General features: G+C 69.9%; 19 protein-coding genes, 1 pseudogene and 1 riboswitch. Of the genes and pseudogenes, 11 read left to right on the top strand and 9 right to left on the bottom strand.

Going from position 1 to position 19,072, the window contains the following annotated elements:
* From V8688_RS18235 to V8688_RS18225, 3 genes are all read right to left on the bottom strand, one after another.
* A partial coding sequence (locus tag V8688_RS18235; protein ID WP_342801310.1) for an MDR family MFS transporter occupies positions 1-1,746 on the bottom strand: 1,746 nt, incomplete at its 3' end.
* Positions 1,743-2,240 (bottom strand): MarR family transcriptional regulator, encoded by a 498-nt coding sequence (locus V8688_RS18230; RefSeq protein ID WP_218720720.1) that lies wholly within the window; start codon positions 2,238-2,240, stop codon positions 1,743-1,745. The genes V8688_RS18230 and V8688_RS18235, both read right to left, overlap by 4 nt.
* A gap of 90 nt (positions 2,241-2,330) precedes the next feature.
* Positions 2,331-3,152, bottom strand: a complete 822-nt coding sequence (locus tag V8688_RS18225; protein ID WP_218720719.1) for a crotonase/enoyl-CoA hydratase family protein — start codon at positions 3,150-3,152, stop codon at positions 2,331-2,333.
* A gap of 107 nt (positions 3,153-3,259) precedes the next feature.
* On the opposite strand from V8688_RS18225, the gene V8688_RS18220 reads away from it, so the two are divergent.
* Entirely contained in the window at positions 3,260-3,736 is a 477-nt protein-coding gene (locus tag V8688_RS18220) for a YbaK/EbsC family protein (protein ID WP_342801309.1), read from the top strand.
* Positions 3,737-3,778: 42 nt separating this feature from the next.
* Here V8688_RS18220 and V8688_RS18215 read toward each other — a convergent pair whose 3' ends face one another.
* Entirely contained in the window at positions 3,779-4,483 is a 705-nt protein-coding gene (locus V8688_RS18215; protein ID WP_316573354.1) for a TetR/AcrR family transcriptional regulator C-terminal domain-containing protein, read from the bottom strand.
* 54 nt (positions 4,484-4,537) lie between these two features.
* Here V8688_RS18215 and V8688_RS18210 point away from each other — a divergent pair, with 54 nt between their 5' ends.
* Together V8688_RS18210 and V8688_RS18205 are read left to right on the top strand one after the other, a co-directional pair.
* Positions 4,538-5,221: a DUF998 domain-containing protein gene (locus V8688_RS18210; protein WP_342801308.1), complete on the top strand. Its 684-nt coding sequence runs from the start codon at positions 4,538-4,540 to the stop codon at positions 5,219-5,221.
* Between the two features lie 93 nt (positions 5,222-5,314).
* Complete coding sequence (locus V8688_RS18205) at positions 5,315-5,782, top strand: flavin reductase family protein (RefSeq protein ID WP_255588399.1); 468 nt, start codon at positions 5,315-5,317, stop codon at positions 5,780-5,782.
* A 37-nt stretch (positions 5,783-5,819) separates the two neighbouring features.
* Here the strand turns inward: V8688_RS18205 and V8688_RS18200 are convergent, their stop codons facing one another.
* Complete coding sequence (locus tag V8688_RS18200; protein WP_316573352.1) at positions 5,820-5,954, bottom strand: excalibur calcium-binding domain-containing protein; 135 nt, start codon at positions 5,952-5,954, stop codon at positions 5,820-5,822.
* A gap of 59 nt (positions 5,955-6,013) precedes the next feature.
* Positions 6,014-7,330, bottom strand: a complete 1,317-nt coding sequence (locus V8688_RS18195) for an aminotransferase class V-fold PLP-dependent enzyme (protein WP_342801307.1) — start codon at positions 7,328-7,330, stop codon at positions 6,014-6,016.
* Positions 7,331-7,378: 48 nt separating this feature from the next.
* Positions 7,379-7,493, bottom strand: a riboswitch (SAM riboswitch).
* 295 nt (positions 7,494-7,788) lie between these two features.
* Between V8688_RS18195 and V8688_RS18190 the strand changes: the two genes are divergently transcribed.
* The 3 genes and pseudogenes from V8688_RS18190 to V8688_RS18180 all read left to right on the top strand — a co-directional run bounded on the left by V8688_RS18190 (position 7,789) and on the right by V8688_RS18180 (position 13,740).
* Positions 7,789-8,223 (top strand): MarR family transcriptional regulator, encoded by a 435-nt coding sequence (locus V8688_RS18190; RefSeq protein WP_218720713.1) that lies wholly within the window; start codon positions 7,789-7,791, stop codon positions 8,221-8,223.
* A gap of 156 nt (positions 8,224-8,379) precedes the next feature.
* Positions 8,380-12,385: pseudogene (locus V8688_RS18185) on the top strand (Pls/PosA family non-ribosomal peptide synthetase).
* Positions 12,385-13,740: a M1 family metallopeptidase gene (locus V8688_RS18180; RefSeq protein WP_342801306.1), complete on the top strand. Its 1,356-nt coding sequence runs from the start codon at positions 12,385-12,387 to the stop codon at positions 13,738-13,740. The pseudogene V8688_RS18185 and the gene V8688_RS18180 overlap by 1 nt, the downstream one beginning before the upstream one ends.
* Here the strand turns inward: V8688_RS18180 and V8688_RS18175 are convergent.
* Positions 13,725-13,910 carry a hypothetical protein gene (locus V8688_RS18175; RefSeq protein WP_218720711.1) on the bottom strand — a complete coding sequence of 62 codons (186 nt, stop codon included), beginning with the start codon at positions 13,908-13,910 and terminating at the stop codon, positions 13,725-13,727. The two genes, V8688_RS18180 and V8688_RS18175, sit on opposite strands and share 16 nt — an antisense overlap.
* Before the next feature lie 38 nt (positions 13,911-13,948).
* Positions 13,949-14,410, bottom strand: a complete 462-nt coding sequence (locus V8688_RS18170; RefSeq protein WP_218720710.1) for a DUF2752 domain-containing protein — start codon at positions 14,408-14,410, stop codon at positions 13,949-13,951.
* Positions 14,411-14,618: 208 nt separating this feature from the next.
* Here V8688_RS18170 and V8688_RS18165 point away from each other — a divergent pair, with 208 nt between their 5' ends.
* From V8688_RS18165 to V8688_RS18145, 5 genes are all read left to right on the top strand, one after another.
* On the top strand, positions 14,619-15,671 hold the full coding sequence (locus V8688_RS18165; protein ID WP_218720709.1) for an alpha/beta fold hydrolase: 1,053 nt from the start codon (positions 14,619-14,621) through the stop codon (positions 15,669-15,671).
* A 183-nt stretch (positions 15,672-15,854) separates the two neighbouring features.
* Positions 15,855-16,760 (top strand): peptidase M12, encoded by a 906-nt coding sequence (locus V8688_RS18160; RefSeq protein WP_218720708.1) that lies wholly within the window; start codon positions 15,855-15,857, stop codon positions 16,758-16,760.
* Positions 16,744-17,049, top strand: coding sequence for a hypothetical protein (locus V8688_RS18155; RefSeq protein WP_316573349.1), 306 nt, complete (start codon positions 16,744-16,746; stop codon positions 17,047-17,049). The genes V8688_RS18160 and V8688_RS18155 overlap by 17 nt, the downstream gene beginning before the upstream one ends.
* A gap of 43 nt (positions 17,050-17,092) precedes the next feature.
* Positions 17,093-17,284, top strand: coding sequence for a hypothetical protein (locus V8688_RS18150; protein WP_218720706.1), 192 nt, complete (start codon positions 17,093-17,095; stop codon positions 17,282-17,284).
* Positions 17,285-17,288: 4 nt separating this feature from the next.
* A complete protein-coding gene (locus V8688_RS18145; protein ID WP_316573348.1) occupies positions 17,289-17,651 on the top strand; it encodes a DUF1036 domain-containing protein in 363 nt (120 codons plus the stop codon).
* A 49-nt stretch (positions 17,652-17,700) separates the two neighbouring features.
* On the opposite strand, the gene V8688_RS18140 is transcribed toward V8688_RS18145, so the two are convergent.
* Complete coding sequence (locus V8688_RS18140) at positions 17,701-19,065, bottom strand: prolyl oligopeptidase family serine peptidase (protein WP_342801305.1); 1,365 nt, start codon at positions 19,063-19,065, stop codon at positions 17,701-17,703.
* Positions 19,066-19,072: the final 7 nt, after the last annotated feature.

Raw genomic sequence — 19,072 nt, 5'->3', positions numbered from 1 at the left:
CCGGCCGCCCGCGTCGTCGGCGCTGTGGTCGGCGTCCGCGGCACTGGACTGCGCCGCCGTGTCGACCAGCGCGCCCGCGCCGTCGGCGGCCTTGGTGTCACCGGCGGCTTGGATGCCGCCCTGCATCCGCAGCGGGGCCTCCTTCCAGAACAGCACCAGCAGCAGCGCCAGCAGCGCGACCCCGGTCGCCACCAGGAACACCGTCGACATCGAATCGGCGAAGCCCACCTGGAACGGCTTGGCCAGCACCGGATTCAGCTGCTGGACGATCGAGCTGTCCTCGAGCACCTGGCCCGCCGCCGAGGTGTCGTGCGCCAGCAGGCCCTTGGCCAGCGCGGCATCGGCCGGGTTGCCGCTCTGCGCACCCGCGATCACGGCCTGCTGGTAGGCCGGATCGGTGGCCGCCTGCTGCATCCGCTCGGTGATGTTCGGGGTGAGCAGCGAGAACAGGATCGACAGGAAGACTGCGGCGCCGAGCGTGCCGCCGATCTGCCGGAAGAACGTGGCCGAGGCGGTGGACACGCCCATGTCCTCGGGCGGCAACGCGTTCTGCAGCGCCAGCGTCATCGGCTGGAGCAGGTTGCCGAGACCGAAGCCGGCCAGCGCCATGAAGATCATCGCCAGCCACAGCGGGCTGTCGGCGTCGAGCAGGTGCAGCAGGAACAGGCCGAGGGTCAGCACCGTCGCGCCGATCACCGGGAAGGCCCGGTAGCGGCCGGTTTTCGAGATCAGCCGACCCGACACGATCGAACCGGTCATCAGGCCGAGCACCATCGGCAGCATCTGCAGACCCGCCTCGGTGGGTCCCGCGCCCCGCACGACCTGCAGGTACTGCGGCAGCAGCAGCATGCCGCCGAACATGGCGGCGCCGACCACGAACGAGATCACCACGCCGAGCGCGAACGTGGTGTTGGTGAAGATGCGCAACGGGATCATCGCCGCATCGCCCATGACCTTCTCGACCGCGACGAACCCGAGGACGCCCGCGGCGCCGATCAGATAGCAGACCACCGACGCGGTACTGCCCCAACCCCATTCGCGGCCCTGCTCGGCCACGATCAGCAGCGGGACCAGTCCGATCGCGAGCACCAGCGCGCCGCCGAAGTCGATGCGGTGGGTGGCGTGCGGCTTGCGCGGCAGTTGCAGCACCCGGGTCACCACGACCAGCGCGAGCAGGCCCAGCGGCACGTTCACCAGGAACACCCAGCGCCAGCCGGTGACGCCGAGAATGGTGTCCTGCCCGGCCAGCAGACCGCCGAGCACCGGCCCGAGCACGCTCGAGATACCGAACACGGCCAGGAAGTAGCCCTGGTAGCGGGCACGTTCGCGGGGGCTGATGATGTCGCCCATGATGGCCAGCGCCAGCGACATCAACCCGCCGGCACCCAGACCCTGGAACGCGCGGAAGGCCGCCAGCTGGTACATCGACGTGGCGAACGTACACAGCAGCGAGCCGATGACGAACAGTCCGATCGCGGTGAGGAAGAACGGCTTACGGCCGAACATGTCCGAGAGCTTGCCGTAGAGCGGGGTGCTGATCGTCGCGGTGATCAGGTAGGCCGTCGTCGCCCAGGCCTGCAGTGAGTAGCCGTGCAGGTCGTCGGCGATGGTGCGGATCGAGGTCGACACGATCGTCTGATCGAGCGAGGCCAGCAGCATGCCGAGCATGAGGCCGGACAGGATGGTCAGGATCTGGCGGTGGGTGAAGCCGGCAGGTGATTCCACCGGGGCCGCGGTTGTCGTCACGAATCGTTCTCCATCGCGGTAGCGCTGAGCGCGGTCGAGCGGGTCAGCAGGGTCGGGCGGGCCACGTCGTAGTCGTCGACGAAGCGCGTCAGCAGCGCGGCGAAGGTCGCGCGATCCTCGGGCGACCAGTCCTCGGTGACGACGGCGACCGACTCGCGGCGCCGGGTTCGAATCCGCTCGGCGACCTCCCGGCCCTGGTCGGTCACCTCCAGCACGGTGGCGCGGCCGTCGTCGGGGTCGGCGACGCGTCGCACCAGTTCCCGGTCGACCAGCTGGGCCACCTGCCTGCTCACCGTCGACGCGTCCGAGTGCACCGCCTCGGCCAGCGCGCCCGAGCGCATCGGCCCGTCACAGACCAGCCGGAACAGCACGACGAAGCCCGCCGGGTCGATGCCGGAGCGGTCCTTGATCTGGGCCAGCGTCCGGTCCCGCAGCCGGTGCAGCCGGACGAGCTGGACCGCGATCGCGTCGATCGCGGGCTCGTTGTCCACCACTTCAGTTCACCTTTACTTGCATCAATCAATTAGTTGTGTGATGCAAGTATGTAGACAGAACGGTCGCCGGGGCAACCGTTTGTACTGCCTTTACTCGCCCTTGAACTCCGGCGCGCGCTTCTGGAACACCGCCGTGATCGCCTCGGTGAGGTCCTTGGACGGCAGGAACGCCGCGTTCCAGGTCGACACGTAGCGCAGGCCGTCGGCCACCGCCGGAGCGGTCCGATGCTCGAGCACGTCCTTGATGCCCTGCACCACCAGCGGCGGGTTGTCGGCGATCTCGCGGGCCATCGCGTGCGCGGCCGCGACGACGGCCTCCTGATCGGCGAACACCTCGTTGACCAGGCCGATCCGCTCGGCGCGCGCGGCGTCGATGTCCTTGGCGGTGTACGCGAGCTCGCGCAGGTTGCCCTCGCCGATGATGCCGGGCAGACGCTGCAGCGAGCCGATGTCGGCGACGATCGCGACCTTCGCCTCCCGCAGGCTGAACTTGGCGTCCTCGCTGGCCAGCCGGATGTCGGCGGCCGCGATCAGGTCGAGGCCACCACCGATGCACCAGCCGGACACGGCCGCGATCACCGGCTTGGTGCACTCGGCGACCGCGGTCACCGAGTCCTGCATACCGCGCACGACCTTGAGGAACTCGGTGCGCGGCGCGGCCTTGGCATCGTCGGCCAGCACCGGGGCGAGCATGCCGCCCATCGCCGCCAGGTCGAGCCCGAAGGAGAAGTGCTTGCCCGCGCCGGTGAGCACCACGGCCCGCACCTGCGGGTCGGCGTCGAGCTCGCGGAAGATCTCCGGCAGCTCACGCCAGAAATCGGGTCCCATCGCGTTGCCCTTACCCGGCCCGGTCAGTGTGACCTGGGCAACGTGGTCGGCGATCTCGACGGTGAAGGCCTGCCATTCAGTCATGGACCGAGTCTATTGGCGCGCCGCCAGGGATGTGCGCAGCCCCTGGGATGAACCCCAAAATCCCGCTCCCCCGGCATATTTCCCGCAATCGTCCTACTCTGGATTTCATGCGCAGGTCGTCTCTACCGGCGGTCGCATGCCGCGTCGCCGATACGCTCATCGCCCGCGGGCATCACGGCGTCATCGTTTCGCCCGAGACGCCCGCTGCCACCGCGGCCGATGCCGCCCGCGCTCTGGGCGCCCCGCCCACCGCGATCACCACCTCGCAGGTCTTCCTGCTCGACGACGACCCCGTCCTGTTGCTGGTCGCCGACCACCATCAGGTCAATCTGACGCGGACCGGCAAACGCCTGGAGGGCACCCTCACCCCGGCGCCCACCGCCCTGGTCGAGCGCGTCACCGGCCAGCCGATCGACGGCACCGCCCCCGTCGGCCATCCCACCAATCTGCCCACCTGGGTCGACACCGCCCTGGCCGAGCACACCGAGGTGTGGGCCGCGGGTGGACATCCGAACACGGTGTTCCGCACCAACTTCCGCGAACTCGTCCGGATCACCGCCGGGTTGCCGATCGAGGTCGACTGAGTCCGAGGCGCTTTGCCACGCCGGTGAATCGGTTCGGGCGATTCAGTGTGCGGCGCAGCCGATTCCGTCGAGGACCTGATCGAGGCCGGTTTCGAACTGCCATCGCAGGTCGTCTTTGCGGTCCGCCGCCTGGGCGTAACGCTGGAAGGTCGGATAGCGGCCGGTGTCGAGAAGCCACCGCAGGTGTGTGGCGAGACCCGCGCGGGCATCCGCGCCGGTGGTCCAGCCGCGATCGTCCATGAGGTCGCGCAGGCCGATTTCGGCGCTGGTCGCGCCCTGGACATACATGGAGACGGTGCGACAGGCCGCCATCGCGGTATCGAGGTCGAGGCCGAGGTCGTCGTGGAGTGCGGCGAGAGCCAGTTCCGTCAGTGCCATGCGATGCGGTGTCAGCTCGTAGACCATCTGCGGGGCCGACAGGCGGGTGAGCCACGGGTGGCGCAGGATCAGAGCGCGGACAGCCAGTGCCATCTCGCGCAGGGTCGTGCGCCAGTCGATCCCGGCGGACAGGTCGATCTCGCCGTAGACGAGGTCGACCATCAGTTCCAGCACCTCGTCCTTGTTCGCCACGTGGCGGTAGGCGGCCATGGGCGCGACGCCCAGCTCGGCGGCGAGGCGGCGCATGGTGATCGCGTCGAGCCCGTCGGCGTCGGCAACGGCCACCGCCGTCGCGGCGATGCGCTGAGCGGACAGAGCCTTACCCGGTGCGCCGGTGGCCTGCGCAAGCCGTTCCCAGAGGAATGTCACGCCTGATTGTCTCTCGTGTGTACTACGTACGCACAATCCGTGTACGTTGTACACATGAGTATACGTTGTACGCATGCCATGGTGGCGGCAGGTGCGGCCGGTCCCGTTCTCTTCGTCCTGACCTATCTCGTCAACGGTGCGGTGCAGCCGGACTACGACTCCTCGCACGACACCATCAGCACGCTCAGCCTTGGCCGGCACGGCTGGATACAAATCGCGAACTTCGTCGTCTACGGCGTGCTGACCCTGTGCTTCGCCGAGGCGCTCCGGCGTTCGGCCGCCATCCGGACTACGGGATATGTGTCGCTGCTCGTCGCTGGAGCGGGGCTGGTCCTGATCGGCGTTGCCCCCACCGACCCCGCGCTCGGATTCCCCGCCGGTGAGTCCGACGCCGTCACCGCGATCGGCACGGTGCACAGCATGGGCGCGCTGGTGGTTTTCCTGGCGTTCCCGGTAGCCGCGTTCGCCGCCGCGGGTCGCCCATTCCGCGGCTGGGCAGCCTTCTCGGTCGCCACCGGCGTCCTGTCGCTGGCGGCAGTCGGCGCGTTCTTCGTTGCGTTCGAAAGCACCGTGGCGGGTGCGGATTCCTCCGCCGGGCTCTATGAGCGGCTGCCCACCCTGTTCATCGGGTTGTGGCAGGTCGTGTTCGCGTTCCGCGTGCTCACCGAAGACAAGGCCGGCGCGGTCGGCGCACAGCGCGACGACCGGGCGATGGGTGTGATCGCGCCGCAGGCGTAGTTTGGGGCGGTGGGTGATGCGCGACGTATTCCGGCCGAACTGGTCGTCCCCGACGATCTGAGCGGGATCACCGCTGAGCAATATCGGGCCTCGATGCGGCACTATCCGGCCGGCGTCACCGTGGTGACGATCGGAGCGGACTCGGGCCCCGTCGGCTTCACGGCGACGTCCTTCGCCTCACTGTCGCTGGAACCGCCGCTGGTGTCGTTCAACATCGCCCACACGTCCTCGAGCATCGAGGCCCTGCGCGCGGCCGACTCGGTCGTCATCCACTTCCTCGGCGAACACCAGCACCACCTGGCCCACCGTTTCTCCCGCACCGCCGCCGACCGCTTCACCGACCGCTCCCTGTGGACCACCCTCGACACCGGCGAGCCGGTCCTGCACGGCACCCCCATCTGGCTCCGCGCCACCCTCCACCAACTCATCGACATCGGCGACCACACCCTCGCCGTAGGCCTCGTCACCCGAGTCCACGACGACACCAGGGAATCCCCATCCGCCGCTCCCCTCCTCTACTACAACGGCAGATACCACCGCCCCACCGCCCTCGACACCTGACAGCGCCGCTGCGCGAGCCGGGGCGCCGATCGGCAGGTCAGCCCCTGTCGCAAGCGATACCGTCACCGTCGGCGTCCAAGCCGGATCTGTAGCCGGGCTCGCCACGGTGGAGCGGCGCCGCGCCCGCGGCGCGCGCGGCAGCGCAGTTCTTGTAGGGATCACCGGGGCACATTCCCGATGGGGACAGAGCGGTGCGGCCGGACACGCCACGTCCGACCGCACCGTGGCGGCTCAGCCGATGAGGCAGGGGGCGGCGCCGGTGAGGGCGTCGCCGGAGAGGGGGCGGGTTTCGGGAGTGGGGTTCCAGAGGCCGTCGGTGGCGGCGTAGGTCCAGGTGGGGCCGGATTCGACGAGGGTGGCGACGGCGGTGATCAAGCGGTCCACGTCGTCGGCGGTGGTGCCGAGGCCGATGCTGGCGCGCAGGGCGGCGTCGAGGCCGAGGGCCGCGAGGAGGGGGTGGGCGCAGAAGCGGCCGTCGCGGACACCGATGGCGTGTTCGGCGGAGAGGTAGGCGGCGACCTCACCGGGGGCATAGCCGGCCACGGTGAAGGCGACGATGCCGACACAGTCCGGGCTGTCGGACCAGATGCGGATCAGCTCGACGCCCGGGATCGCACCCAGCCCGTCGCGCAACCGGTCGGCCAGGAACCGCTCGTGGGCGACGAGCTCCTCCGGATCGATCGCGGCGAGCGCGTCGCAGGCGGCGGCGATGGCGGCCGCGCCGAGCACATTCGGCGAACCGGCCTCGTGCCGCTGCGGCGCCGCGGCCCAGTCGACCTGCGCCACACCGACTTCGCGCACCGCGCCACCACCGGCCAGGTGCGGCTCGCCGGCGTCGAGCCAGTCCCGCCGACCGACCAGCACACCGGCGCCGAACGGCGCGTACAGCTTGTGCCCGGAGAAGGCGAGGTAGTCGACGCCGGTCTCGCGCAGGGAGATCCGGCGATGCGGCGCCAGCTGCGCCGCGTCGACGAGAATCCGCGCGCCGCACAGGTGGGCGATGGTCGCCAGCCGCTCCAGCGGCAGCACCTCACCGGTGACGTTGGAGGCGCCGGTCACCGCGAGCAAAGCGGCGGGCTTGCTGCACAATTCGGCGACGACCCGGCGAATCGTCTCCTCGACGGTATCGGCGGCCCGCACGACCCGGCGCCCGTGCGCGGTCCACGGCAGGAAGTTCGCGTGGTGCTCGATATCGAGCACCACGGTCTCGCCGGGCACGCAGCCGGCCAGCAGGTTCAGCGAATCGGTGGTGTTGCGGGTGAACACGACGACCTGGTCGTCGGCGGCGTCGAGGAACCGGGCGACCGCGCCACGGGACGCCTCGTAGCACTCGGTGGAGATCCGCGAGGCGTATCCGGCGCCGCGATGCACGCTGGCGTAGTACGGCAGCAGCTTGGAAATCCGGTCGGTGACCTGCTGCAAGGCAGGCGCGCTCGCGGCGTAGTCGAAGTTGGCGTAGTCCTTGGTCCCGCCCTGCACGAGCGGAACCCGCAGGTCCGCACCGGACACGGTGGCCAGGGCACAGGTGGGGTCGATTACTGCGGTCATGACGAAATCCCGTCGGCTCAGGGACTCGTTCCCGAAAAGGGTGCTGCGAGTCCGCGCTTGCCGCGCCCACTGCGGACGGCGGCCTGGTCGTCACCCGGAGCACCCCACCGCGGAGGAGGGTTGCCGACCAGCTAGCCGGGGCTTGTCGCTGGTACTCGTGACCTGTTTCGAGAGTGGCAGACGATCCGGCGAGCTGTCAACCACCCACGATCGGCCCGTCGGAACCGGTGGCACCCGCCGCGCTCGCGACGGCGACGACCCACCCCACCGACCCGCGCCGTGACCGGTTCCGACACCCGAAAGGTAATCCTCACGGCCACAAAGGAATCGGACATCCCGGCCGAGACCCGATTGCCGCCGGATTGCCACCCGCCCGCGAATCGCCCAACAATCTGCCTCATCCATGATGGATGACTCAAATGATTGAGTTCCCCCACTATCTGTTAGGGTTGCCGATCATGTCCACGAACTCGAACCCCGTCCGCGGCCTGCCGCGCTATCCGGTGTACGCGCTCGGACGGCTCACCAAGGCACTGCACGCCGAGATCGACGTCCCGCTGCGCGATCACTGGGTGCTCACCTTCATCGAGGAGAACGCCGACCTGACGCAGAAGAAGGTCGGCGACGCCCTCGGCATCGACCGCAGCGAAGTCGTCCGGCTGATCGACGCGCTGGAACGCGCCGGCCTGGTCGAACGCACCCGCGACGGCAAGGACCGCCGCAAATACCGGCTGCGGATCACCGACGCCGGGCGCAAGCAGTGCAAGCGCACCGACCGCCTCATCGCCGACGCCACCGCACGCGTGCTGGAGCGGCTCGATCCCGAGGAACAGCGCACCCTGCACCGGCTGACGCTGACCGCGCTCGGCGAATCACCGGATTCGCCGTCGTGATCGGCGCCGGCGGCACGCCTCGCGCTGCCGTCCGGCCACACCTTCTCCGAGTACCGTTGGCATCTGGTGACCATCCCGTTTGCCCTCCGGTAACCCGCCCGTGAAACAACAAACACCACCGATGGGGGTCGACCGATGAGAGGTGGACTGAGCGCCATGCTCGAGCCACGCACTGAGGACCCGGCGAGCCGGTTGCGTGATCCACTCCTGCGCGCCGATCTGGCCGCGCCGCCGCGCACCCTGGTAGACATCCTGACCAGCACCGCCCTGGCCCACCCCGACGCACCGGCGATCGACGACGGCACCGTCGTGCTCAGCTACATGGAGCTGATCGCCGCGATCGAGGCCAGGATGACCGAGCTGACCGCCGCGGGGGTGCGCCCCGGCGACCGGGTCGGCGTGCGGATGCCCTCGGGCAGCGCCGCGCNGGATGACCGAGCTGACCGCCGCGGGGGTGCGCCCCGGCGACCGGGTCGGCGTGCGGATGCCCTCGGGCAGCGCCGCGCTGTACGTCACGATCCTGGCCGTCCTCTACTGCGGCGCCGCCTACGTTCCCGTCGACGCCGACGACCCGGAAGAGCGGGCCCGGCTGGTCTTCGGCGAGGCCAGGGTGAGCGCGCTGGCCACGGCCGCGGGCATCGAGTCGGCCACCGCCGCCGCGGGCCGCACGCCCGCCTCGGACTGGAACACCCTGCCGACTCCCGCCGACGACGCCTGGATCATCTTCACCTCCGGCTCGACCGGCACCCCGAAGGGCGTCGCGGTCACCCACCGCAATGCCGCCGCCTTCGTCGACGCCGAGGCCCGACTGTTCCTGCAGCGCGCCCCGATCGGCCCCGGCGACCGGGTGCTGGCCGGGCTGTCGGTCGCCTTCGACGCCTCCTGCGAGGAGATGTGGCTGGCCTGGCGCCACGGCGCCTGCCTGGTCCCCGCCCCGCGCGACCTGGTCCGCACCGGCGCCGACCTGGGCCCGTGGCTGATGCGCCGCGAGATCAGCATCGTCTCCACCGTGCCGACGCTGGCCGCCACCTGGCCCGCCGAGGCGCTGGACTCGGTGCGCCTGCTGATCTTCGGCGGCGAGGCCGTCCCGCCGGAGCTGGCCGAACGGCTCGCCGGCGGCGCCGATCGCGAGGTGTGGAACACCTACGGCCCCACCGAGGCCACGGTCGTCGCCTGCGCCGCGCTGCTCGACGGCGGCATGCCGATCCGCATCGGGCTGCCGCTGGACGGCTGGGACCTGACGGTCGTCGACCCGCAGGGCAATCCCGTGCCCGAGGGCGAGACCGGCGAACTCGTCATCGGCGGCGTCGGCCTGGCCCGCTACCTGGACCCGGCCAAGGACGCCGAGAAGTACGCCCCGCTGCCTTCGCTGGGCTGGGAACGCGCCTATCGCAGTGGTGATCTGGTTCGCAACGATCACCAGGGTCTGATCTTCCTCGGCCGGGCCGACGACCAGATCAAGATCGGCGGCCGCCGCATCGAGCTGGGCGAGATCGACAACGCCCTCCAGCATCTGCCCGGGGTCAGCGGCGCTGCCGCCGCCATCCGGACCACCAAGGCGGGCAACAAGATCCTGGTCGGCTACCTCACCGGCGCCGGCCCCGACTTCGACGTCAAGAAGGCCAGAGAGATTCTGGCCGAACAGCTTCCGGCCCCGCTGGTGCCCCGTCTCGCGGTCGTGCCCGACCTGCCGACCCGCACCTCGGGCAAGGTCGACCGCGACGCGCTGCCCTGGCCGCTGCCGAGCACCGAGGAACCGGCCCCGTCCGGTCTCGCGGGCACGGCGGCCTGGGTGGCCGGGCTGTGGGACGCCATCCTCGGCGCCGAGGCCGCCGATCTCGACGCCGACTTCTTCGACCTGGGCGGCGGCTCGCTGGCGGCGGCCCAGCTGGTCGGCGCGTTGCGCGAGCGGTATCCGCACGTCACCGTCGCCGATCTCTACGACCATCCGCGCCTTGGCTCGCTCGTCGAACTGCTCGACGGGAGCGCGCCGGTCGCGGCCGTCGACGTGCGCGTCGTCGCGCCGACGCCGTTGCGCGCGCAGATCACCCAGGTGCTGGCCACCCTCCCGCTGACCACCCTCACCGGCTTGCAGTGGGTCACCTGGCTGGCCGCGGTGTCGGCGATCGCGGGCTGGTCCGCCTCGCTGCCGTGGCTGCCGCGGCTGTCCTGGTGGTGGATCGTGCTGGCATTCGTGCTGTTCATCTCGCCGCTGGGCCGGATGACGCTGTGCGTAGCAGGCGCGCGCGTGCTGCTGGCAGGCCTGCGCCCCGGCACCTATCCGCGCGGCTCCTGGGTACATCTGCGCCTGTGGGCGGCCGTACGCCTGTCGGAGGCCAGTGGCGCCGAAAGCCTGTCCGGCGCACCGCTGATGGTGCCGTTCGCGCGGGCACTGGGCGCCAAGATCGGCAAGGGCGTCGACCTGCACACCCTGCCGCCGGTCACCGGCATGCTCGAACTGGGCGACGGCGCCAGCGTCGAACCCGAGGTGGATCTGTCCGGCTACTGGGTCGACGGCGACGTCGTGCACATCGGCGGTATCACCATCGGGGACGGCGCGGTGATCGGCGCGCGCTCGATCCTGCTGCCCGGCACCAAGATCGGCAAGAAGGCCGAGATCGCCCCCGGTTCCGCGGTATCGGGCAAGGTCAAGGCCGAACAGGAATGGGCGGGTTCGCCCGCGACGAAGGCGGGCAAGGCACCACGCCGCTGGCCCGATCACTCCCCCGAACGCGCCAGGCACTGGCTGATCGTCTTCGGCCTGTCCTCGATGGCGCTGGCCGCGATGCCCGTGCTCGGCCTGGCCGTCGGCGGCACCTTCATCGCCTGGTGGGTCCGCGAGGAGACCACCATCGGCGCCGCCGCGCTGCGCGGTTTCGCCATCCTGCCGGTGGCCACCCTGCTCAGCCTCGCCGTCTACGCCGCCGCGACCGTGATCGCCGTGCGCCTGCTCGGCATCGGCCTGCGCGAGGGCTACCACCCGGTGCGCAGCCGGACCGGGTGGCAGGTGTGGGCCACCGAACGCCTGCTCGATTCGGCCCGCACCTTCCTGTTCCCGCTCTACGCCAGCCTGCTGACCCCGCTGTGGTTGCGTCTGCTCGGCGCGCGGATCGGCAAGAACGTCGAGGCGTCGACGGTGCTGCTGCTGCCCAAGTTCACCGTGGTCGCCGACGGCGCCTTCCTGGCCGACGACACCATGATCGCCAGCTACGAACTCGGCGGCGGCTGGCTGCGCATCGGCGAGGCCAAGGTCGGCAAGCGCGCCTTCCTCGGCAACTCCGGCATGACCGCGGTCGGTCGGCGGGTGCCCAAGAACGGCCTGGTGGCGGTGCTCTCGGCCGCGCCGAGCAAGGCCAAGGCAGGCTCGTCATGGCTGGGCAGCCCGCCGGTGCGACTACGCCGGGCCGCCGAATCCAGCGACACCTCACGCACTTTCGATCCGCCGCTGCGGCTGAAGGTGGCCAGGGCGATCGTCGAGACCTGCCGCTTGATCCCGGTGATGGTGACCTTCGCCATCGGCCTCGGCGTGCTGTTCGTGCTGGCCCTGATCGCCCAGCATTCCGACTACCTGGTCGCGGCGCTGCTGTCCGGCCTGGTCCTGATGGCCGCCGGCGCGGTGGCCGGTGCCATCGCGGTGGCCGCGAAGTGGTTGCTGGTCGGGCGGATTCGGGCCGTGGAGCATCCGCTGTGGAGTTCGTTCGTGTGGCGCAACGAGGTCTCCGACGCCTTCGTCGAGACCGTCGCCGCACCCTGGTTCGCCCGCGCCGCCACGGGTACTCCCGTGATGAATCTGTGGCTTCGCGGACTCGGTGCCAAGATCGGCCGCGGGGTATGGTGCGAGTCCTATTGGCTTCCGGAGGCAGACCTCGTGACACTCGGTGACGGCGCGACCGTGGAACGCGGCTGTGTGGTGCAGACCCATCTGTTCCACGACCGCATCATGTCCATGGACACGGTGACACTGGACGCGGGCGCCACTCTCGGCCCGCACTGCGTCGCCCTGCCCGCCGCCCACATCGGCGCGGGCGCCACCATCGGACCGGCGTCCCTGGTGATGCGCGGCGACGTGGTCCCGCCGTCGACCCGCTGGTGGGGCAACCCCATCTCGCCGTGGACCGGTACCGCCTCGACGTCGGAGTCGAGGCAGCGCGGAGCCGCCTGATGCGGAGCAAGTTCTACGAGGAACCGATCGACGCCTACCTGCCGCAGAACGGCAATCGCGGCTACCGCGTGTCCAGGTACGAACTAGAGCTCGGCTACCGGCCCGCCAGCAATCGACTGACCGGGCGCGCGGTGATCATCGCGGTCACCACAGCGGTGCGGCCCTGGTTCACCCTCGATCTGTCGCAGGCGCTGACGGTGTCGAAGGTGTTCGTCAACGGGGCCAAGGCCGCGAAGTTCAGTCATCAGCAGGGCAAGCTGGCGCTCACCCCGCAGCAGAAGATCCCGGCGGGCGGCGTCCTGGAGATCACCGTCCAGTACGCGGGCACGCCCCGACCGGTGCGCGGGCCGTGGGGCGAGGTCGGCTGGGAGGAACTCACCGAGGGCGCGCTGGTGGCCAGTCAGCCCAACGGCGCCGCCTCCTGGTTCCCGTGTGACGACCACCCGAGTTCCAAAGCGTCCTACCGGATCTCGATCACCACCGACAGCCCGTTCTACGCCCTCGCCAACGGCACCCTGGTCCGCAAGCAGGCCAAGGCCAGCCAGACCACCTGGGTGTACGAGGCGCCCGAGCCGATGGCCAGCTACCTGGCGACCATCCAGATCGGCGCCTACCGCAAGCACCGGATCGGCGCGCCCGGGGAGCCGGTGCCGATGCAGGCCGTCATCCCGCAGCGGCTGCGCGCCAACTTCGACCACGACTTCGCCCGGCAGCCCGAGATGATGGCGCTGTTCACCGAGAAGTTCGGCCCGTACCCGTTCGAGAACTACACCGTGGTCGTCACCGACGACGAGCTCGACATCCCGATCGAGGCACAGGGCATCTCGGTGTTCGGCGCCAATCACTGCGACGGCAAGCGCGGGTCGGAGCGGCTGGTCGCGCACGAGCTGGCCCACCAGTGGTTCGGCAACAGCCTGACACTGAAGCAGTGGCGTGACATCTGGCTGCACGAGGGCTTCGCCTGTTACGCCGAGTGGATCTGGTCGGAGGCCGCGGGCGGCCCGACCGCGGACCAGCTGGCCAGGGCGGCGCGCGCGAACCTGGCCCGTCAGCCGCAGGACATCATCGTCGGCGATCCCGGCCCCAAGGACATGTTCGACGACCGGGTCTACAAGCGCGGCGCGCTCACCCTGCACGCGCTGCGGCTGGAACTGCGCGACCACCTGTTCTTCGAACTCGTCCGGGAATGGACCGCGCGCTATCGCCACGCCTCGGTGACCACCGAGGAATTCGTGGATCTGGCAGGCCATTACAGCGTGTCGCCGCTGCGTCCGCTGTTCGCGGTCTGGCTGGGCACGAAACCGCTGCCGCAGCTACCGCCGCTGGGCGGCCAAGCGCATCAGAAGACCAGGTAACGCTGCGCGAGTTCCTCGACGAGCGGATCGTCGGACGGCACCATCTCCAGCGCCTCGAGATCGTCGGCCACCGAGATGCTGCGGGAGTCGTCGCGTTCGGGGTCGGGGCCGTCCTCGGCGAGCTGACGCATCAACTTCTGTCGGACTCGATCCTTCAGTGAATCGCGCATGCCTCCAGATTGCCCGCCGATCCGCGCGCGCACCAGTATCAAACGGGGGTGAGCCAGGTTCCCCACGGCGTGTTGCGCAGGACGGTATAGACGGCGAGCAGACCGAAGAACGACCACACCAGCACCGGACTCAGCCCGGGTACGCGCCAGCGTTGTCCGCGCCGGGCGCGCAACAGCCAGTCGACGACGAACACCGCGAACGCGACGACCAGCGGCAACACCAGCAGATTGCTGTGCAGTGAATCGATGATCCGGCCGTCGGTGAGATTGTGCATCGCCCGCATCCCGCCGCACCCGGGGCAGTACACCCCGAGCAGCGCGTACACCGGGCACAGCCCGTAGGAACCCTCGACGTGCGGATCGCGGAAATGCAGCAGCGCGAGCGTGCCGACGCCGAGTCCGGCCGCGATCAGCGGCGGGGCGAAACGCTGCCAGGCCGGGCGTGCCGGTTCCCGGTGCGGGGCGCCGGAGAAATCGGCCATGACGGGCGTGCTGTCCACGCTCCTACGGTAGCCGCGCCCGCCCGGGGCCGCCAGCATGCCCGGATCGCGCTGCCACGCTGTAATTTTCCGGCGATCTCGGGCGATTTCACAATGACGGCGCGGCTGGTGACCCAGTTCACAACAAATGGGACACTGTGACCCGCTAACACTAGCTAGCACCCCAGCTCGCACTGTACGGTGGCCTACGACACAAAGGAGTGCCGACATGCTTGCAAAGTCGATGATGACGGTAGGCGTACTCACCGCACAGTTCCGTGCCGGGCTGCGTACCCGGAGCTTCGCGACAGCGAAACTCAACGCCCCCACCGTGGCCCACCAGGTCGTCCCGGTGACCACCGCGGACGGCGCCGACCTCCGGGTCCACGTCTACGGCCCCGAGACCGCGCCCACCCTGGTCCTCATCCACGGCTGGGCCTGCAGCATCGAATACTGGAACCCGCAGATCACCGCCTTCGCCGGTGAGTACCGCGTGGTCAGCTACGACCAGCGCGGGCACGGCGAGTCCACCCTCGGCACCGTCGCCCCCAGCGAGCACACCCTGGCCGGCGACCTCGCCGCCGTCCTGGACGCGACGCTGCGCCCGGGCGAGCAGGCGGTTCTGGCCGGGCACAGCATGGGTGGTCTCACCATCCAGGCCTGGGCCAAGCATCACCCCGAGCAGGTGTCCGAGCGCGCCGCCGCCGTGCTGCTGGCCAATACCGCCAACGGCGACATCCGCTGGGAAACCGATCTGCTGCCGGTGCTCAACAAGCAGCTCACCGTCGCCGAGTACCCGGTCACCGTCCTGGGCGCGCCGGTGCGCATGCCGCAGCCGGTCAGCGAGTCGCTGCTGTTCGCGCCGCTGCCGATCCCCGGCGGCTGGTTCACCGAGCAGCTGTTCCGCTACCGCATCCTCACCCCCGAGGCCACCGCCGAGGAGATCGACTTCGCGGTCGGCATCATCCGCTCCTGCCGTCCGCTCGCGCGTGGCCGTCACGCCGCCGCGATGGCCGACATGGACCTGTCGGCAGGCACCGCCAACCTGACCGTGCCGACCACGGTCCTGGCCGGCGCGCAGGACCGGCTGCTCCCGCAGCGCATGTCCCGCTCGATCGTCGACATCCTGCGCCGCACCGGCCACCTGGCCGATTTCCACGTGCTGCCGCACGGGCACCTCAGCAATATCGAGGACACCGCCGCCTTCGACGCGATCCTGCGTCAGATCATGCTGTCGGCCACCAACTCTCGGGCCACCCGCCGCAACGTCGCCGCCCGCTGACCCGAGTCGGTTCTCCTGAGCCGGTCAACGGCGCTCGACTCGGGAGAAACTCGAAGAATGGCCCCCGACCACCAGGTCGGGGGCCTTTTTCGAGCCCGGATCGAGTAGTCGACTACGCGGGACCCGCACCGATTCTCCGTGCCACAGTCACAACCCCACGGTTGTTTCGATGAGGAGGATCCGATGCGTACACCCCCCGACCAGGAGCCGCACGGCAACGGTCACCACGAAGAACCCGCCCCGGTCGAGGAGCCCGGCTGCGTGATCCCCGCGCTGCCGACCCGGCTGCTGGAGCGGGCGGCCGAAGTCGCCACGCTGCTCAATCCGGTGAACGCGCCGCTCACCCAGAGCGCGGCCACCGAGGGCGGCCTGCCGCAGGTCGCCGAACTGGCGGTGTTGACCTCGAAGTACTGGGGCATGCAGCGCCGCACCCTGTCGGTCAGCTTCATGGAGGCGACGGCCAGCGACCTGAAACAGCGCATTCTCACCCATATGAACGCCTGGGGCATCGGCGTCACCTTCGTGCTGACGAACGGCACCGGTCAGGTGCGCATTTCCCGCTCCGGCCAGGGCTATTGGTCCTATCTCGGCACCGACGTCCTGCTGATCCCGCAGCACCGCCCCACGATGAACCTGCAGGGCTTCACGATGGCCACGCCGGAGAGCGAGTACAAGCGGGTCGTGCGCCACGAGACCGGCCACACCCTCGGCTTCCCGCACGAGCATCTGCGCCGCGCGCTGATCGGCAGGCTCGACGTCGCCAAGACGATCGCGCACTTCCGTGACACCTACGGGTGGAGCGAGCAGCAGACGCGCTCGAATGTCCTGACCCCGCTGGACGAACGCTCGATCATGGCCACGCCGAACGCCGACCAGGACTCGATCATGTGCTACCAGCTGCCCGGCACGATCACCACCGACGGGCAGCCGATTCGCGGTGGCCTGGACATCAATGCCGCCGATCGCGTGTTCGCCCGTTCCATCTACCCGACGCTGTGGCCGTTCTTCACCGAGACCGCGGACTGGGACGAGGGCGAGGACGTCAGCGTGGAATCCGCGCTCGCACAGGCGCATGCCACGGCTGGTTGATCTGCGCGCTGGTCCGATCGGGAAACGGTTGGAGCTCGCGCCCGGCGACATCGCGCTGTTGCCCGCCGCGGGAGCCCGGGTGATCTCGGGCGCGACGGTCGAGGTGCTCGGCGTCTACCGGGACGCGACCCCGCTCCCGGACGGACGGGTGCTCGCGCCCGAAGGTCCGCCGGATGTGGTGGTGCTCGCCGCGCTGACGCCCGGCGACTCGACAGTACTGCTGATGACCGGCGATCCCTTCCACGGCGCGACGCCACGGGAGTTGTCGGTGACCGTCCAGCGAGGCTGAAAAGCGGTCTCGCCGTAGCCGAATCAGAAGAAAGGTGAAGTTCATGACCGCCGAACCACAAACGGGGCAGCTCGCTGCGGCGCAGGCCCCGGCCGTGCGCGAAGTGGGTGCGTACACCTCGGAAGATCATCGGGCCGAGCGCCCGGAAACGCCCGCGAGCGCGGGTGCGAGTGTGGCCGCGCCGTTCCACGAGGCCGCGAGTCTGCCGGCCCCACCACTCGAGCAGAAGGGGTAGTCCGATGCCTTGGTTGGCCTTTCGCAACAACTACCACCTGGTGGTTTCCGTCGCGGTCATGCAGGTGGACCCGGATTCCTGCCCCGGCCAGTACGGCGGCTGGGCGACGCACGGCTGGTGGAATCTGAATCCCGGCGAGTCGAAGACCGCGATCTGGACGAAATACGACGCCGCGTACTACTACGCCAGAGCGGGCAACGGCGCGTGGTGGGGTGACGTGAACGGCCCTCGGGTCTACGTCAATCCCTTCGACCGGTTCGACTCCTGCCTACTGATCGGAACCTCCACGTGGGACATCGTGAACATGAGACGGGTGTTCGTCGGCTCGAATCTGCACAACACGCACACCGTGAATCTCAACCCCTGAACCCCGATCCGAAAGGTCCCGACCAGCAGGTCGGGACCTTTCGCGTTCCTCAGGACAGCAGCAGTCCCCAGTACACCGCCCACAGCGTGAATCCGGCACCGCCGCAGACCAGCAGCGCCCAGCGGACCCGGCCGCCCGTGCCGACGCCGTCGAGCAGGCGTTGCCGCCGCGCCACGACGACGCCGAGCGCCACCACCGCGCACACCGAGACCAGCTGCAACGCCAACCAGGGCAGGGTGCGCCCGAACAGCAACGGGCCGAACGACGTCGCCTTGGTCGAGGCAACGAACACGAACAGGGTGATCGTGCCGAGTATCCCGATCCCCGCCGCCGTCACCAGGATTCGCCCTGGCAGGCCATGGGACAGTCGCCAGCTCCGGGCGAAGCCGGTCACCGCGTACCCGCCGAGCGCGAGAACGGTCCCGAGCAGCAGTGCCAACTGGACCCCGGTGGACTCCCACCACGCCAGGGGCGGCAACGGCGTCACCGAATGCCCTTGCGCCGCAGGTCGATCCGCCTGCGCGTGCGCCGATCCCGGCAACCCGTTCACCCAGTCACCCATGAGCTCGGCGTAGCCGGGCGCGAGGCCGGCGCCCTTGTCGAAGCCATCGGTCGTCGTGAAGGCGGCGTGCTGGGCATTCGGCAGTGTGCGCAGCGTGTAGTTCACCTTGCCGACCCGATCGAAGACCGCCTGGAAGTCGCGCAGGCTGTCGCCGGGCGGGGTCAGCCGGTCCCTGTCACCCCAGATCGCGAGTACCGGCTGCGGGATCCGTTCCAGCACCGGCACCGGGTCGTAGTCGGCCTGGGCGAACTGACCCGCCCCGGCGAGCTGGCGGATTCCGTTGCGCGCCAGCACCTCGATCATCGATCCGCGCACGCCCGCCGCCGCGAATCTGGTCTCGTTGGCCCAGGTCTGCTGGGCGGCGGGCGCGCCGGAATTGGCGCCGATGGTGATCAGGAACGCGACGTCGGCCGAGCGCGCGGCCGCCAGCGGCGCGACCCAGCCGCCTTCGGAGAGTCCCCAGAGCCCGACCCGGGCGGGGTCGACCTCGGGCCGGCCCCGCAGCGCGGCGATGCCCGACAGCGCGTCGTCGGCGAGCAGGGAGAAGTCGCGGTGGGCGGGCGTGTAGTCCTCAGCTCGCTTGGTATAGCGCAACGCGACGATGCCCGCACGCGCGAAAGCATCGGCGACCAGGGCGTATTGGGGACTGGGCGCGGTGCCGGAGCCGTGCACCAGCACGACGCCCGGCCGTCCCGTGGCGCCCGCGGGCGCGTGGACGGTGCCGGGCGTGGTGGTGCCATCCGAGCGGGTGATGGTGATATCGGTGGTGGCGGGGTCCTGCGCGGCGGCCGTGGGAGCGGTTGCGACGAGGGCCGCGATCAGGGTGGCGAGCAGTGCGATACGAAGCAACACGGTGAAT

This window comes from Nocardia sp. No.11 (genome assembly GCF_038752175.1).
In the GTDB taxonomy this organism is placed as follows: Bacteria; Actinomycetota; Actinomycetes; order Mycobacteriales; family Mycobacteriaceae; genus Nocardia; species Nocardia canadensis.
Note: the sequence above shows the minus strand (reverse complement) of the source record. Positions and strands in the feature narration are given on the sequence as shown.

Bases quoted from the DNA above. Each gene is read 5' to 3' on its own strand.
- V8688_RS18225 (WP_218720719.1), bottom strand. From the start codon at position 3,152: ATGACTGAATGGCAGGCCTTCACCGTCGAGATCGCCGACCACGTTGCC.
- V8688_RS18220 (WP_342801309.1), top strand. From the start codon at position 3,260: ATGCGCAGGTCGTCTCTACCGGCGGTCGCATGCCGCGTCGCCGATACG.
- V8688_RS18210 (WP_342801308.1), top strand. From the start codon at position 4,538: ATGAGTATACGTTGTACGCATGCCATGGTGGCGGCAGGTGCGGCCGGT.
- V8688_RS18205 (WP_255588399.1), top strand. From the start codon at position 5,315: ATGCGGCACTATCCGGCCGGCGTCACCGTGGTGACGATCGGAGCGGAC.
- V8688_RS18200 (WP_316573352.1), bottom strand. From the start codon at position 5,954: ATGTGCCCCGGTGATCCCTACAAGAACTGCGCTGCCGCGCGCGCCGCG.
- V8688_RS18195 (WP_342801307.1), bottom strand. From the start codon at position 7,330: ATGACCGCAGTAATCGACCCCACCTGTGCCCTGGCCACCGTGTCCGGT.
- V8688_RS18190 (WP_218720713.1), top strand. From the start codon at position 7,789: ATGTCCACGAACTCGAACCCCGTCCGCGGCCTGCCGCGCTATCCGGTG.
- V8688_RS18180 (WP_342801306.1), top strand. From the start codon at position 12,385: ATGCGGAGCAAGTTCTACGAGGAACCGATCGACGCCTACCTGCCGCAG.
- V8688_RS18175 (WP_218720711.1), bottom strand. From the start codon at position 13,910: ATGCGCGATTCACTGAAGGATCGAGTCCGACAGAAGTTGATGCGTCAG.
- V8688_RS18165 (WP_218720709.1), top strand. From the start codon at position 14,619: ATGCTTGCAAAGTCGATGATGACGGTAGGCGTACTCACCGCACAGTTC.
- V8688_RS18160 (WP_218720708.1), top strand. From the start codon at position 15,855: ATGCGTACACCCCCCGACCAGGAGCCGCACGGCAACGGTCACCACGAA.
- V8688_RS18155 (WP_316573349.1), top strand. From the start codon at position 16,744: ATGCCACGGCTGGTTGATCTGCGCGCTGGTCCGATCGGGAAACGGTTG.
- V8688_RS18150 (WP_218720706.1), top strand. From the start codon at position 17,093: ATGACCGCCGAACCACAAACGGGGCAGCTCGCTGCGGCGCAGGCCCCG.
- V8688_RS18145 (WP_316573348.1), top strand. From the start codon at position 17,289: ATGCCTTGGTTGGCCTTTCGCAACAACTACCACCTGGTGGTTTCCGTC.